Raw genomic sequence first — 14,067 nt, 5'->3', positions numbered from 1 at the left:
TCGGTGAGGGCGGGGCCGCGGCCTCGAACGGGATGGGCGCTCAGAAGGTCGCCATGCGGTCTCCTGCACCCGCCCAGACGGGGTTGCTCTCGATGGCGGCGATGATGCGCGGACGCAGTTCCGCGGCGTCGATCACCGCGTCGACCGAACCGACCTCGACGGCACGACGGATACTGTGCACCGAGTCGAACTCGGCCGCGAGCTCGCTGATCTTCTCCGCACGCACCGACTGACGGATGTCGGCGAGCTCGGCGTTGATCGCGGGACGGTCGGCACCCGAGGCCTGCGCGAGGCGGGCCTCGACCTCACGAACCCGCGGGTCGGCGGCCGTGCGCTTGCCTACCTCACCGGCGAACACGACCGCGGCCGCGGGCGCACCACCGAGCACCGACGCGAACGACCCGTCGATCGCGAGCACGGTCATGTTGGGGTTCAACGCCTTCGAGAACACCACGAACGCGCCGCCGTGGTAGCGCGAGATGACGCAGAAGACGATCGGTCCACGGAAGTTGACGATCGCCCGACCGATCTCGGCACCGTACTCCAACTGCAGTTTGCGCATCGATTCCGGCGATCCGTCGAAGCCGGAGAGGTTGGCCAACACCACCAGCGGACGGTTGCCGCTGGCCACGTTGATCGCCCGCGCCGCCTTCTTCGACGACTGCGGGAACAACGTGCCTGCGGTGTAGGTGTCGGGCCCATCGGTCGGCTTGTAGCCGCGGCGCTGCACCTCGCGGGACTCGATACCCAACAGACACACCGGGATTCCGCCGAGATGGACGTCGCAGACCACGGCGGTCTCGGCGTCGGCCATCCCCGCCCACCGCTCGAGGACGGCGTGGTCCTGGTCGGCGACGGCCCGCATCACGGTCCGAATGTCGAAGGGCTTCTTGCGATCCGGGTTGTGCGCGGGCGAGAAGATCTGCCCGACCGTAGTGAAGTCGCTGCCGGACAACACATGTGGGTAATCGGAGATGTCGCGGGCGACTGGATCTGAGGATTCGGCACGCCGCGGCGTCTGCTCGCCGGGAACGATGTAGGTGTGATCGTAGTGCGACATCAGCACATCGCGCGCCGAGACGAGATTGGGCGCCCAGTACTGGGCCTGGCCGTTGGGGCCCATCACCCGGTCGTAACCGCCGATACCGAAGTTGTCCTCCGCCGACACGCCACCGGAGAAGTCCAGGGACTGCTTGCCGGTCAACACCATTGCCGAATCCGGGGTCATCACCAGGATGCCCTTGGTGTGCATCAGCATCGTCGACTCGGCATTCCAGTACGGCTGCGCACCGACGTTGATACCGGCGACCACGATGTTGATCTCGCCGCCCGCCTGGGTGAACTCGACAACCCGCTTGAGCGCACGAGCGACCCAGTCCATGTTCTCGGTACCGGAGTCCATCGAGATCCGGGCACCCGAGGACAACGCGTACCACTCGAGCGGCACCTGCATCGACTCGGCGAGGTCGAGGGCCGCGATGACCCGGGCGCACTCCGGTTCGGAGAGGGCACCGAGCGACTTCGTCGGATCACCGAGCAGCACCACCCGGGTCACGCCCTGCGGGTACTTGTCGGTGGGCGTGGTGATCACGCCGGCGACGATCGCCGCGGAGTTGCGACCCTTGGGCCGGTCCACCGGCACCAGTCGTTGCTCGTCGTCGAGGTCGTACTCGTCGAAGGACCCGAGCAATCCCACCAGCTCGTAGGGGTAGACGGTGTTGCGACGCGCGGCGCGCAACACCTTCTGCCGGAACGCGTCGACCGGTTCGATCGGCTCGTCGGACGGCTCACCGACGATCACGTCGAAGCCGCCTGCCGCGTTCACCGCGAACCGGACGGCGACCTTCGTCAGCTCGCCGGTCTCGCGATCACGCTGACGCGCGATCAGCAGGACCTCTTCGAGTCCCACCCCGGCGGCGGTGCCGCGGATGTGGTCGGCGATGGTCTGCAGGTTGTCGCGGGCACCGTCGATCGGCGGCCAGACGTACATGACGATGCGGTTGGTGGTCGAGGTCAGGTTGGACCGGCGTTGCGCACGGCGGATCGAGTCGACGCACGACGAGAGGATGCTCTCGGCACGGGGCAGCGTCAGCAGTTTGCCATCGGTCTCGCGCAACGCGGTGAGATCGCGGACCTGGGCGAAGGCGATGAGCCGCTCGTCGGACGGATTCTCCTTGGCCACACAGTGGAACAAGTAGACCTCTTCGTCGTCCGCCGACGGCAGACGCGTGAGGTCGAACTTGCGCAGCCGCTCCATCTGCATCCGCTGGGCGATGTACGGGTGCAGCCCGCGGATGAGACGCTCCTCGGCCATGCCCGTCGACGACGGCCGGAACGTGAAGTGGTGATGCATGAGCGCCTCGTTGCTGCCGGCCACCGCGATGGTCAGCCGGTGCACCTGCTGCGGCAGCGAGGCCGCGGAGATGCGCTCGTGCAACGCATCGGCCATGGCGTCGAAATCGCTGGGCTGCTCCTCCCACGAGAGGTAGACGTCGGCGTCGACCGAGGCCACCCCGCGCGCCATCTCGGCGAGACCACCGAGCACCGTGTCGAGTTCGTCGAACCGGACCGCGGCCGAGACGAGGCTCAGGCCGTTGCGCTCGGCGATGACGAAGCTCGCACCACCGAACTCCTGCACACGAACGTCGCGCAGTCCCTTGTTGCCGTAGTAGCGGCGGGTCAACACCTCGAGCATGACCGTGTTGTCGGCGATCCCGCGCACCATCCGCTGGCCGAGCAGACGGACCAGCGGCTCGGTGGAGCGGACCATGTCGGCGATGTGCTCGTCACGGTCGGCGGCGTCGGGATTGGCGTCGAGGTAGCGCAGGTGTTCGCGCAGCTCGCCATACACCCGGGCCCTGTTACGGCGCAGCAGTGGCTGGCCGTACCAGGAGTAGACGACGCCACGGGCGAGGTCGGCGATCGCCGGGAACCGCAGCTGCGTCGCGGAGACGAGCTTGTCGAGGGCAACCCCGACACGGTCCTGCAGTTCCTCGCGCGGGGTGGGCTCGCCGAGCCACTCGCGCAGCAGGGTCGAAACCGAGGTGACCGAGTCCGACGGATTCTGCAGGGCCAGGAACACGCGGAAGACCGCGGCCTCGAGTTCGGGGGTCCGGTCGAGATCGGTGACCCCGTAGTGCGCGAGAGCCCGGCTCAGCTGATCGTGGAACGACTGCGGGAGCCCGTCGCGTTCGACGTCGAGGCTCTGCAGGTAGGTGTGGAAGTTCTCCCGCGCGCTGTGGACGTGCTCGACGCCCATCTGGTCCTCGGAAGGACGATTCTGGCTCAGCTCGGCGAGATCGGCGAACACGGTGATCAGTTCGAGTTCGTCGGACAACGGCCGCCGACCGGACTCGATGACCGCGTGCCGGACCGCCAGATAGTCGTCGAGCAGCCTCGTCCGATCGTGCGGATCGACGTCGTAGCCGAGTAGTTGGCTGCGCAGGTCTTCGAGGGTGCGGGTCGAGCGTTCGTGCGGCTCGATGTCGGTGGGCATCGACGGCAACTCGAGTTCGACGCCCTCGGTGGCCTCCTCGGCCGCATCCGCGTCATCGTCGTCGGCGAGGGGTTCCAGGCGCATCAACGCCGCGCCGGTCTCGACCTGGGTGCCGACGGAGACCACGCACTCCTTGAGTCGTGAACGGACCGGCGCCCGCAGCACCGTCTCCATCTTCATGCTCTCGAGCACCAGCACCGGGGCGCCGGCCTCGACCTCGTCACCGACCTCCAGCGGAGTCGCGACGACCAGCGCGGGAGCGGGCGAACGCACCACGCCGCCCTCGTCGCGGCTGACGCGGTGGGTCACGCCGTCGACGTCGACGAGGTGGACCGGGCCGTGGGTGTCGGTGATCAGGCGGTAACGAACATGATTGATGACCAATTGAGCGGCGTGCTCGTCGAACCGTTCCAGGTCGACGTCGGCGCTGTAGGTCTGGTCGCCGGATTCGATGCCGACGCGGAAGCGGTGCGCACCGATCCGCGCCACGCGCACGCGGTAGGTCGCGCCGCGCAGTTTCAGATCCAGCGGTCGGCCACTGTCGTGCTGCACCTGCGGGCGACCGCCCGACGCCGTCGACAACAGGCGCTGCCGCTCGACGAGTTCCTCTTCCTCGTAGGCGTCGATCGCGGCAGCTGCCAGCGCGATCGCCGAGTGCCGATGGGCGACGAGGCCGCCCTCGGCACGGACGCGGTCGATCCAGCCGGTGTCGGCGCTACCGTCGATCACCTCGGGCTGATTCAGCAGTTCGAGGACGAAGCTCTTGTTGGTGGCGCCGCCCTCGATGATGACGCGGGTCTCGGTCATCGCGCGGCGCAGTCGCCCGAGGGCCTCGTCGCGGTCGCGGCCGTAGGCGATGATCTTGGCGATCATCGAGTCGAAGTCGGCGGGGATGGTGTCGCCGGCGCTGACGCCGGTGTCGACGCGGATGCCCGGGCCCGCGGGCAATTCGAGACGCGCGATCCGACCCGGCGCGGGCGCGAAGTCGCGGTCGGGATCCTCGGCGTTGAGCCGCGCCTCGATCGCGTGACCGCGCTCGGCGGGCGGCTCGCCTTCCAGCTTGTTGCCGGAGGCGACGTGTAGTTGCGCCCGGACGAGATCGAAGCCGGTGGTGGTCTCGGTGATCGGGTGCTCGACCTGCAGTCGGGTGTTGACCTCGAGGAAGGCGAACAGCTTCTCGCCGGGGTGATAGAGGAATTCCACGGTCGCCGCACCGCAGTAGCCGACGGCGACGGCGAGTCGTTCGGCCGAGGCCTTGAGGTCGGCGACCTGCTCGGGCGACAGGACCGGCGACGCGGACTCCTCGATGATCTTCTGATTGCGGCGCTGCACCGAGCAGTCACGCACACCGAGCGCCCATGCGGTGCCCTGACCGTCGGCGATCACCTGGACCTCGACGTGACGGGCGCCGGTCACCAGACGTTCGAGGAAGACCACACCGCTGCCGAAGGCGCGTGCGGCCTCGTCGCGGGTGCGGGCGTACGCCTCGCGCAGGTCGTCGTCGTTGGTGATGACGCGGATACCGCGACCACCGCCGCCGGCGGTCGCCTTGAGCATGAGCGGATAGCCGATGTCGGCTGCCGCGGCGACCGCCTCCTCGACGCTGTCGACCGCACCGCGACTCCACGGGGCGACGGGTACACCGACCTCTTCGGCGATGAGCTTGGCGCCGATCTTGTCGCCGAGTTTGCGCATGGCCTCGGCCGACGGGCCGATGAAGGTGATGCCGATGCGGTCGCACAGTTCGGCGAACAACGGGTCCTCGGCCACGAACCCCCAGCCGACCCACGCCGCGTCGGCGCCGGTCTCGAGCAGTGCGCGCTCGAGCACCTTGAGGTTCAGGTACGGGCGCTCGGCCGCCGGGCCGAGGTCGTAGGCGATGTCGGCCTCACGGACGAAGGTCGCGTTGCGATCCACATCGGTGTGCAGTGCGACGACCTCTATCGACTGTCCTGTTTCTGCGCACAGGCCCCGAACGGCGTGAATGAGACGGACGGCCGACTCACCCCGGTTCACGATGGCAATGCGAGTGAACATCACCGACTCCTCATCTTTTGTCATACCCAACGATTGTCCGCGCGCGGGGCGCGGATGCGGCCACGATCGTCCCCACCCGAATGGCGCGGGGTGGATCCGGCGGGCGCTGTGAACGCGCCGACAACCGATCGGGGACGATTCTTACGAATGATTTCGCTACGCGCGAGTACGTACCCGACACACCGAGAAGATCACACCGATCCGCGGGCGTCGGATCCGCGGATTCGCGAGCGTGTAACTGCGACAACGGATATTGATTTACCCGTCGGTAAGCACCGTGTCGATGCCCCGCGCACTTCCCATCGTCGGTCACGCGGGGTGGTCCACCTCGACCGTCACCGTCACCTCGTCGGCGACCTTGAGCGCACCCATCATCAGGGCGTACGGCTTGATTCCGAACTCGGTCTGAACCAGCGGTGTCTCGGTGGTGATGTGCCACCGACCCGAGGCGTCGGTGACCGTCAGCTCCAGCGGGTGAGGACGGCTGCGGCCGAGGATGCACACCGCACCATCCACGCGATAACCGTTGTCGGACTTGATGATCGAGCTGGATTCGTATTCGATCTCACGAAACTTGTCCGCCTTGAGCGATTTCAGGGCATTGGACCTCGCCACCGAACGCTCCGGACCGGACATCGGCGTGAGTCCACCTTCGCCGGAACGGACCTGCAATGAATCGACGACGATCCTCGCGGTCAGCGATTCCGGCTCGGAACCGGCCCACCGCACCTGCGCGCTCCATTCGGTCATCTCGATCGTCAGTCGGTGTCCAGTACGTGCTGCCGGGCCGGTCACGTCGGTACGAACCATCACCGTCCCGTCGGCAGCGGACAGCTCCCACGTCGTCGAAACCATGACCGCGACTCTAGTCGGCCGAGGAACCATGATCGCCGACCTGAGGAAGATTGCCTGCCCACGGCACGGACTCACCGCTGCACCGGCAGGAGACGCGGCACCACCCGCACGCAGACCACCATTCCGATGACCTCGACGAGCGTCTGGGTGACCACGACGACCGCGGCCGCCTCGAACCCCACGGGTAGGGCCAACGCCAACGGCAGGACCACGAGCGAGTTGCGTGTCACACCGCTGAACATCACCGCCCGGCCGGCCGGAACGTCGAGGCGCGCCCACCGGGCGATGATGAGCCCGATCCACGGCATCACGATGAGAAAGGCCACGTAGAACGGAACCGCGGCGAGCACCGAGCCCGCGGCGTCGCCGACCGTCGGGATCTGCGAGGCGACGACCACGGCGAGCACGAGCATCATCAACGGAACCATCGTCGTCGACACCGCCGTCGAAAAGCGCTGCCCCCGAGAATGTCCCGGCCGAGAATGCCCCGACGACCACCATTGCGTCGCCCAGGCGAGCCCGAGCGGTATCACGATCAACACGACAAACGCCTCGAGGAACGGCTCTACGTCGACCACCGCCGCGAGGTCGGCACCCAGGAATGTCATCAAGAACAGTGGCAGCGTCACCATCTGCACGATGAGCAGCAGGGGCGTCGACACCAGGAGTCTGCGTCGGTCGCCGTCCGCCAGGCCGGTGAAGACGATGACGTAATCGATGCACGGACACAGGAGCACGAGCAGCATCCCGATGCGGATCGCCTCGTTGCCCGGCAGGAACGGATACATCGCACCGACGACGAGCGGGACGGCAACGAAATTGACGACGAGCACCGCACCGAGAAATCGGAGATCACGCAGCGCCGTGATCACCCCACTCGCAGGCACCTGCAGAAAGGTGACGTAGAGCAGGGCCGCCAGCGCAGGGGTGACCAGGTGGGTGAGCACGGGAGCGAGGCCGGGCGCACCGACGCCGATCACTCCCCCGACGATCAACGCGAGGAGATACAGCGGGACCTGACGGTGTTCCATCACAACCAGGGTTCCATCACAACCAGGGCTCCATCACAACCAGGGTTCCATCACAAGCGCCGCGGCGTTATGCGAGATCGCGCGATCCGCGGTCACCGGAATGCAAACGCTCGATGTGATGGACGGCCTCATCGAGGAGTGCGGCGACATGCCCGAGCTGAGCGCTGTTCGACCGGCACGCCCACGGTTACCGCCGTCATTGAGCTCGACAACCCGAATCGATGGCACCGCAACGAGATACCGGCACTCGCAACCACCATCGCGGTCCTCGTCACATGGGACATCGTCGGAACCCTGCCCCTGCCGCTGGGTGTTGCCGGCCACGAGGGATCGACGATTCTGGTGGCGCTCAACGGTCTACGCCTGCTCTCGCGTCGCGCGTGGCCGGCCGACACCGGCGGCGGGTCAGCGTAACTTGGCCCCGTACACCCGGGTGATGGCCAACTCCATCAGCACCCGCCGATCGGTCACCATCACCTCGCGGTACTCCGCCCAATCCGGATGTTCCCCCGCCCCGCGCCGGTAGTACTCGACGAGGGCGTCGACCTCCGGTCCGTCCGGGTCGGTGCCCGGCCCGGTGAGGGTGGCGGTGCCCTCGGCGGTGGCCCACGTGTACCCGTCGGCACTGGTGAACTCGATGGCGGCGCGGGGATCCCGTCGCAGATTGGCGGTCTTGGCACGCCCCTCGGTCATCGACACGTAGATGCGGTCGGCGTCACCGTCGTAGACCACGGTGACGGGCGAGAGTTGGGGAATACCGTTGGCCTTGATGGTCGCGAGGATCCCGATCGAACTCTCTGCGATGAGAGTGCGCGGATCGAAGGCTTCGGGAGCGGTCTCGGTGGTCATGGCTGTGCCAACCATGGACCGCCACGGCGGTATTCCATCGACCGATCGACATCCGGGGATCACAGCGAGCGGTCCACGTAGGGTCATCGTGACCAGACAGCCCAGACACTCGGTCGACATCTTGGGAGGACCAGGCATGACCCCACGCATACTCGGACGCGGCGAGAACACCCCGCTGGCGTCTGATCGGCTCACGGTGGCGGTCGGTGCAACCGCCGGTGGATCGGCGCTCGATGTGGTGGCGTTTGTCCTCGGCTCCGACCGCCGCGTCCGCAACGACGCCGACTTCGTCTTCTACAACAATCCCCGCAGTCCCGGCGCCGAGGTGACGCTGACCGGCCCGGCCACGCTCGACATCGATCTGACCCGAGTCGCCGATGACGTCGAGCGCATCGCGATCGGCGTTTCCGTCGACGCGCCCGCCACGCTGGGCGGGTCGACCATCGAGACCACGCTCACCGCCGGAGCCGACACCATCGTCGCGCCGGCGCAGGGGCTGCGTTCCGAACGTGCAGCGGTGCTGGTGGAGATCTATCGACGCAATGCCCAGTGGAAGGTCCGCAGCGAATCAGCCGGATGGGACGCCGGTTTCGCGGCGCTGGTGCGCGAGCACGGGGTGATCGTCGACGACGCCCCGCCATCTCAGACCTCGACACCCGACGCCCCGACACCCCTGACCCCGGTACCCGCGTCTCCCACTCCCACTGCTCCGGCTCCCGCACCCGGCATCCGGATGGTCAAGGGCGAGGAGAAGCTCTCGCTGGAGAAACGTCAGAAACTCAACCTCCGCAAGGAGCAGGTCCATCGGGTGCTGCTCACCAAGGGGGCCGCGGGTGCCACCGCGCGGGTCGTGCTGGTCATCGACAAGACCATGTCGATGCGCAAGCTGTACAAGAAGCAGACCGTGCATCGGGTCGTCGAGCGGATGATCCCGGTCGCGACACAGCTCGATTCCGACGGCAACCTCGAGGCGTACCTGTACGGCTCCGGTTACGCGAAGCTCCCCGACGTCACCGTCGCCGATACCGAGATCTGGATGGACACCTATATTCATCTCACCGGACGCCACGGTGCGCCGCTGGGCCCGGAGATCGATTACGACCGGCAGATCGGCGGGGTCAACGAGGAACTCCCGATCATGAATGCGATCCTCGACGACGCCGCGGGTGGCGAACCGGTGTTGGTCCTGTTCTTCACCGACGGCGGATTCCACTCCAAGGTGCCCGCGATCCGCACGCTGATCCACACCGCATCGGCGCGGCCGGTGTTCTGGCAGTTCATCGGGTTGGGGCGCAACCGATTCGGCATCCTCACCGAACTGGACACCCTGGCGGGCCGAGTGGTCGACAACGCCGGATTCTTCGCCATCGACGACGTCGACGCGATGAGTGACGCCGACCTGTACGAGCAGTTGCTCTCCGAGTTCCCCGAGTGGCTGCGCGAGGCGGTCCGCCACCGGATCGTCGATCCCCGGTACGCGCCGCGCTGAGCGGGTTGGTGCCTCCGAACGGCTACCATCCGCAGAAGGGCGGGTGATACTGGCACGGTGCCCACACCGATCCCCCACGACACCCGCCCCGACGACGACGTCGACACCGATGGCTTCCACCCCGACCTCGCCCTGGCGGCGCGGCTGCTGCCCCGCACGGTCGTGACCTCGCTGACGATGCGCCCGCTGCAGGTGCTCTCGGGAGCGCTGTCGCGTCATGTGCCCGACGATGTCGAGGTGGCCCACCTCGGCGACGGGGTGAGCGTGCGGCTTCATCGCCCGAACAACCCGCGCGGTACCGGTCACGCGCTGTTGTGGATTCATGGCGGTGGCTATGTCATCGGTACGGCGGCCGAGGACGACGCACTGTGTCGGAAGTTCGCCGACCGGCTCGGAATCCCCATCGCTGCCGTCGACTACCGTTTGGCACCCGCGCACCCCTACCCGGTTCCGGTCCAGGATTGTCATCGCGGCCTCGATTGGCTTGCCGCACAGGATGATGTGGACCCCGAAAAGATTCTCATCGGCGGCGCCAGCGCCGGCGGCGGGCTGACCGCGGCATTGGCGTTGCGGTGCCGGGACATGGCCGGTCGAGACTCCGGCAGCATCACTCCGGTGTTCCAGTTGTTGGTTTATCCGATGCTCGACGATCGGACGACGGCGGGGACCGGCGATCCGAAGGACTATCGCGTGTGGAGCCCGTCGTCGAACCGGCTTGGCTGGGCGTCGTATCTCGGCGGCGCCGACCGCTCGATCGCCGTGCCGGCGCGCCGCGCCGATCTGACCGGATTGCCGCCGGCGTGGATCGGGGTGGGCACCCGTGATCTGTTCTTCGCCGAGGACCTTGCCTACGCCGAACGCCTGAAGGACGCGGGTGTACCCGTCACCGTGGACACCGTCCCCGGCGGTTTTCATGCGTTCGACATGTTCGCACCACGGGCCGCGGTGTCGGAGAGCTTCTTCGACCGTCAGTGTGAAGTGCTCAACGAGGCCATGAGACCCGCCGAGTGAGTTGAGTCGAGCCGACCTCGCCTCACCGCGGATCGTCGAGCTCGGCCAACTCCTGCTCCAGTGCCGCCACGCGTGCGGATGCCGCAGCCGATTCCTTTGCCGCGGAGGCATATTCATGCTCGGCGGCCGTCACGCGACGGCGCGCGAAACCCCATTCCTGCTCCACCCGGGCGAGTTCTGTGCGCAACCGATCGGCGTCGGCGGAGAGCGCCTCGGCAGCATCGCGGGCAGCCGCTGCCGCCGTCTGCGCTTCGGTGGCGCCACGCTGAGCGCTCGTCGCGGTTTCGCGCGCTCGTCGTAGCTCTGCGCGGGTGTGCTCGCGAGCCACGGACCGTTCGGCCTCACCATGTCCGGCCCGGCCGTCGCCGGTACCGCGTTGTGCCTCTTCGGCGGTCGTGGTCGCCGGAACCGCCACGATCCCGGCGGGCCCGAATCCGGTGTATTCGGCGGCGGCCACCATGCGGCCACGATGCAGGAGGGTTGCGGTGGACTCGTCGGCCACGACAGCTCGCAGCGTGGCCACGATCTCGCGGTCGGTGGCGCCGGACACGGTCACGCCCAGATCGGCGGCGAGGTGCGCGACCCGGCCCGCCACGTCGGCGATCACCTCCTGTCGACGTGCGGACAGGTCACGCATCCGGGCGGCATCGACACGACGCTGCGCATCCCGAAGTGCCGCAGCGAGTTCGGTGATCTCGTCGGCACCGTCGGGGTGGCGGCGGATCCACTGGTTGAGCAACCACGCCGACTGGGTGGGACGACGCAGCGCCGCGATCGCCGTGGCGAGATCGCGGTCTCCCGCGCCGCGCGCCTGGCGAGCGAGCGCATTGCGCCGACCGGTGAAGTCACCGGGAGGTAGTCCGTACAGTTCGTCGGCGACCTCGTCGAAGTCCAACCCGGACTCGGACGGTGTCATCTCTGCTCCCCCTGTACCCGATTCCCCTGGCCGGGCACCGGAAACCAGGTCAGTCGTCGCTGCGCATAACGCGCGAACCCGATCCGTTGGAGTATCGGCGACGAGGTCTGCTCGGCGTGCACGAGTGCAAGTCGCGCTCCGCACCCCAGCGCGTCACGAAGGCGTGCGGCCACCAGCGCCCGGTAGGCCCCACGGCCACGATATGCCGGCAGGATCGCCGCACCCCAGAATCGTGCGGTCGACCCCGCCAATTCGTATCCACCGGCGCCGACGTGATCACCCACGGGTTTTCCCGGCACAGAACAGGTTGCGCTGGAATTACCTTCGGCGACGAACAGGCGCGTCGTGGGATCCGCGACGTCGAAGTCGGGGTCGGCGAGCACCGGTGGCGCGAAACCCCAGGCACGCTCGGAGATCGAGGCGAACAGCGCGAGGTCCTCGGCCGTCCGCACGCGACGCACCGCGATGTCGGTCGGCACCGGTATGGAGTCCGGCACCGACGCGTCCACCGCGCGTGCGACGACATCGACCACAGCGACGAGGGTTCCGCCGCGGCGCGCTACCTCGTCGTCGTCGAGATCGGCAAAAGTGCCCAATCCCACCGTGATTCGCAAACCGGACGCGCCGTGGACGGAGACGGTTCGCAGCGCGTCGTCGAGTATCCGTCGCGGATCGCCGTCGGGGCCGTGGAACCGCAGCAGGGTGGCGTCGGCGCCGTCCACGTAGAACTCGAAGGCCCCGTCGACGATGTGGCGCGAACCGTCGGGATGCCACGACGAACGCCACGCCACCGACTCCGAGAGCACGGTGCGCGCGATCGGGTCGAGGAGCGTGTCGGCACCCGCGCCCAGCCCGTTTTCGTCGACGTCCACGGCTCCACTCTCTCATGACCGATGGGGCCACGAGAGTGGGCCTGTCGTCACCATCCCGCCCGATTTCGGCCCGTGACCAGCGCCAACAGCCTTGTGCGCGTCTCATTTTGCGAAAGTTCTGAATCATTCCAGAAAAGCGTGCATACTGTGCGTCGTGACCTCATCGTCGGACTTCGCGGGCATGTTGCGCTCCGTGGAACTCCGCGTCACCCGTCCGCGGGTGGCGGTGCTCGAGGCCGTCCATGCGCACCCCCACGCCGACACCGAGTCGATCTTCCAGGCCGCCCGCGCGGACCTGCCGGACGTCTCTCGGCAGGCGGTGTACGACATCCTCGCGGCACTCACCGATGTCGGACTCGTCCGCCGTCTGCAACCGTCGGGCCACCTGGCCCGGTATGAGGCGCGGGTGGGCGACAACCACCACCACACGGTGTGCCGCGGCTGCGGGGCCATCGCCGATGTGGACTGCGCGGTCGGCGAACGCCCGTGCCTGACCGCCTCCGACGACAACGGTTTCCTCCTCGACGAGGCCGAGGTCATCTACTGGGGTCTGTGCGCAGAATGCGCAGCCTCCTCACACCCCGGGTCACGACCGTGATCACAGCCCGGATCACCCATCACCGAAAGGAACGTCGTGTCTGACGAGCAAACCGCACCCCCCATCGGGGAGGCCCAGACCCCCGCCGGAGAGCCGTCGGGCTCAGGATGTCCCATGCACATCCGCCCACCGGTGGAGGGCGGCGGCAACAACCAGTGGTGGCCGGACAAGCTGAATCTGCGTGTCCTGGCCCATAATCCCGATGTCATCCGCCCGCGCGGCGGCGACTTCGACTACGACGCCGCACTCGCCGACCTCGACGTCGACGCACTCGTCGCCGACGTCAAGGCGGTCATGACCGACTCGAAGTCGTGGTGGCCCGCCGACTTCGGTCACTACGGACCCTTCTTCATCCGCATGTCGTGGCATGCCGCGGGTACCTACCGCGTCGAGGACGGCCGCGGCGGTGCCGGCACCGGCATGCAGCGTTTCGCACCGCTGGACAGCTGGCCGGACAACGTCAGCCTCGACAAGGCGCGCCGGCTGTTGTGGCCGGTGAAGAAGAAGTACGGCAAGGCGCTGTCGTGGTCGGACCTGCTGGTCCTCGCCGGCAATGTCGCCCTCGAGGACATGGGTTTCCACACCAAGGGATTCGCGTTCGGCCGCCCCGACGAATGGGAAGCCGAGGAGGTGTACTGGGGTGCGGAGTCGACCTGGCTGGGCACCAATCTGCGCTACTCCGGTGAGCGCAACCTGGAAAAGCCGCTGGGCGCCACCACGATGGGTCTGATCTACGTCAATCCCGAAGGGCCCGAAGGCAATCCCGACTATCTCGCCGCCGCGCAAGACATCCGGGAGACCTTCGGCCGGATGGCGATGAACGACGTGGAGACCGCCGCGCTCATCGTCGGCGGACACACCTTCGGCAAGACCCACGGCAACGGTGACGCCGAGAAACTCGGCCCCGAACCCG

10 protein-coding genes and 1 pseudogene are annotated in these 14,067 nt (G+C 67.6%); 5 read left to right on the top strand and 6 right to left on the bottom strand.

The window, feature by feature from the left end; translation table 11 throughout:
• Window positions 1–40: 40 nt before the first annotated feature.
• From GOPIP_RS12670 to GOPIP_RS12660, 3 genes are all read right to left on the bottom strand, one after another.
• Window positions 41–5,533: an ATP-binding protein gene (locus GOPIP_RS12670; protein ID WP_006370064.1), complete on the bottom strand. Its 5,493-nt coding sequence runs from the start codon at window positions 5,531–5,533 to the stop codon at window positions 41–43.
• Between the two features lie 309 nt (window positions 5,534–5,842).
• A complete protein-coding gene (locus tag GOPIP_RS12665) occupies window positions 5,843–6,388 on the bottom strand; it encodes a YceI family protein (protein ID WP_006370063.1) in 546 nt (181 codons plus the stop codon).
• Between the two features lie 71 nt (window positions 6,389–6,459).
• On the bottom strand, window positions 6,460–7,419 hold the full coding sequence (locus GOPIP_RS12660) for an arsenic resistance protein (protein ID WP_035727934.1): 960 nt from the start codon (window positions 7,417–7,419) through the stop codon (window positions 6,460–6,462).
• 300 nt (window positions 7,420–7,719) lie between these two features.
• On the opposite strand from GOPIP_RS12660, the pseudogene GOPIP_RS29460 reads away from it, so the two are divergent.
• Window positions 7,720–7,833 (top strand): annotated as a pseudogene (locus GOPIP_RS29460) (cation-transporting ATPase); the annotation flags it as partial.
• Here the strand turns inward: GOPIP_RS29460 and GOPIP_RS12650 are convergent.
• Window positions 7,825–8,268, bottom strand: a complete 444-nt coding sequence (locus GOPIP_RS12650) for a PPOX class F420-dependent oxidoreductase (RefSeq protein ID WP_014362225.1) — start codon at window positions 8,266–8,268, stop codon at window positions 7,825–7,827. The pseudogene GOPIP_RS29460 and the gene GOPIP_RS12650 sit on opposite strands and share 9 nt — an antisense overlap.
• A 136-nt stretch (window positions 8,269–8,404) precedes the next feature.
• Between GOPIP_RS12650 and GOPIP_RS12645 the strand changes: the two genes are divergently transcribed.
• Together GOPIP_RS12645 and GOPIP_RS12640 are read left to right on the top strand one after the other, a co-directional pair.
• On the top strand, window positions 8,405–9,757 hold the full coding sequence (locus GOPIP_RS12645; protein WP_006370059.1) for a VWA domain-containing protein: 1,353 nt from the start codon (window positions 8,405–8,407) through the stop codon (window positions 9,755–9,757).
• Window positions 9,758–9,814: 57 nt separating this feature from the next.
• Window positions 9,815–10,768 (top strand): alpha/beta hydrolase, encoded by a 954-nt coding sequence (locus tag GOPIP_RS12640; RefSeq protein ID WP_006370058.1) that lies wholly within the window; start codon window positions 9,815–9,817, stop codon window positions 10,766–10,768.
• Window positions 10,769–10,790: 22 nt separating this feature from the next.
• Here GOPIP_RS12640 and GOPIP_RS12635 read toward each other — a convergent pair whose 3' ends face one another.
• Together GOPIP_RS12635 and GOPIP_RS12630 are read right to left on the bottom strand one after the other, a co-directional pair.
• On the bottom strand, window positions 10,791–11,684 hold the full coding sequence (locus GOPIP_RS12635; RefSeq protein WP_006370057.1) for a hypothetical protein: 894 nt from the start codon (window positions 11,682–11,684) through the stop codon (window positions 10,791–10,793).
• Window positions 11,681–12,556 carry a GNAT family N-acetyltransferase gene (locus GOPIP_RS12630; protein ID WP_006370056.1) on the bottom strand — a complete coding sequence of 292 codons (876 nt, stop codon included), beginning with the start codon at window positions 12,554–12,556 and terminating at the stop codon, window positions 11,681–11,683. Before GOPIP_RS12630 ends, GOPIP_RS12635 begins: the two co-directional genes overlap by 4 nt.
• A 154-nt stretch (window positions 12,557–12,710) precedes the next feature.
• Here GOPIP_RS12630 and GOPIP_RS12625 point away from each other — a divergent pair, with 154 nt between their 5' ends.
• On the top strand, window positions 12,711–13,154 hold the full coding sequence (locus GOPIP_RS12625) for a Fur family transcriptional regulator (RefSeq protein WP_014362220.1): 444 nt from the start codon (window positions 12,711–12,713) through the stop codon (window positions 13,152–13,154).
• A gap of 36 nt (window positions 13,155–13,190) precedes the next feature.
• On the top strand, window positions 13,191–14,067 hold an 877-nt coding region (locus tag GOPIP_RS12620), incomplete at its 3' end, for a peroxidase family protein (protein WP_006370054.1).

Origin of the sequence: Gordonia polyisoprenivorans NBRC 16320 = JCM 10675 (assembly GCF_000241325.1) — a bacterium.
Classification (GTDB): domain Bacteria; phylum Actinomycetota; class Actinomycetes; order Mycobacteriales; family Mycobacteriaceae; genus Gordonia; species Gordonia polyisoprenivorans.
The sequence above is the reverse complement of the archived record's forward strand: the minus strand, read 5'-3'. Positions and strand labels throughout refer to the sequence as shown.

Coding starts and splice junctions, on each gene's coding strand:
- GOPIP_RS12670 (WP_006370064.1), bottom strand. CDS start 5,533: ATGTTCACTCGCATTGCCATCGTGAACCGGGGTGAGTCGGCCGTCCGT.
- GOPIP_RS12665 (WP_006370063.1), bottom strand. CDS start 6,388: ATGGTTTCGACGACGTGGGAGCTGTCCGCTGCCGACGGGACGGTGATG.
- GOPIP_RS12660 (WP_035727934.1), bottom strand. CDS start 7,419: ATGGAACACCGTCAGGTCCCGCTGTATCTCCTCGCGTTGATCGTCGGG.
- GOPIP_RS12650 (WP_014362225.1), bottom strand. CDS start 8,268: ATGACCACCGAGACCGCTCCCGAAGCCTTCGATCCGCGCACTCTCATC.
- GOPIP_RS12645 (WP_006370059.1), top strand. CDS start 8,405: ATGACCCCACGCATACTCGGACGCGGCGAGAACACCCCGCTGGCGTCT.
- GOPIP_RS12635 (WP_006370057.1), bottom strand. CDS start 11,684: ATGACACCGTCCGAGTCCGGGTTGGACTTCGACGAGGTCGCCGACGAA.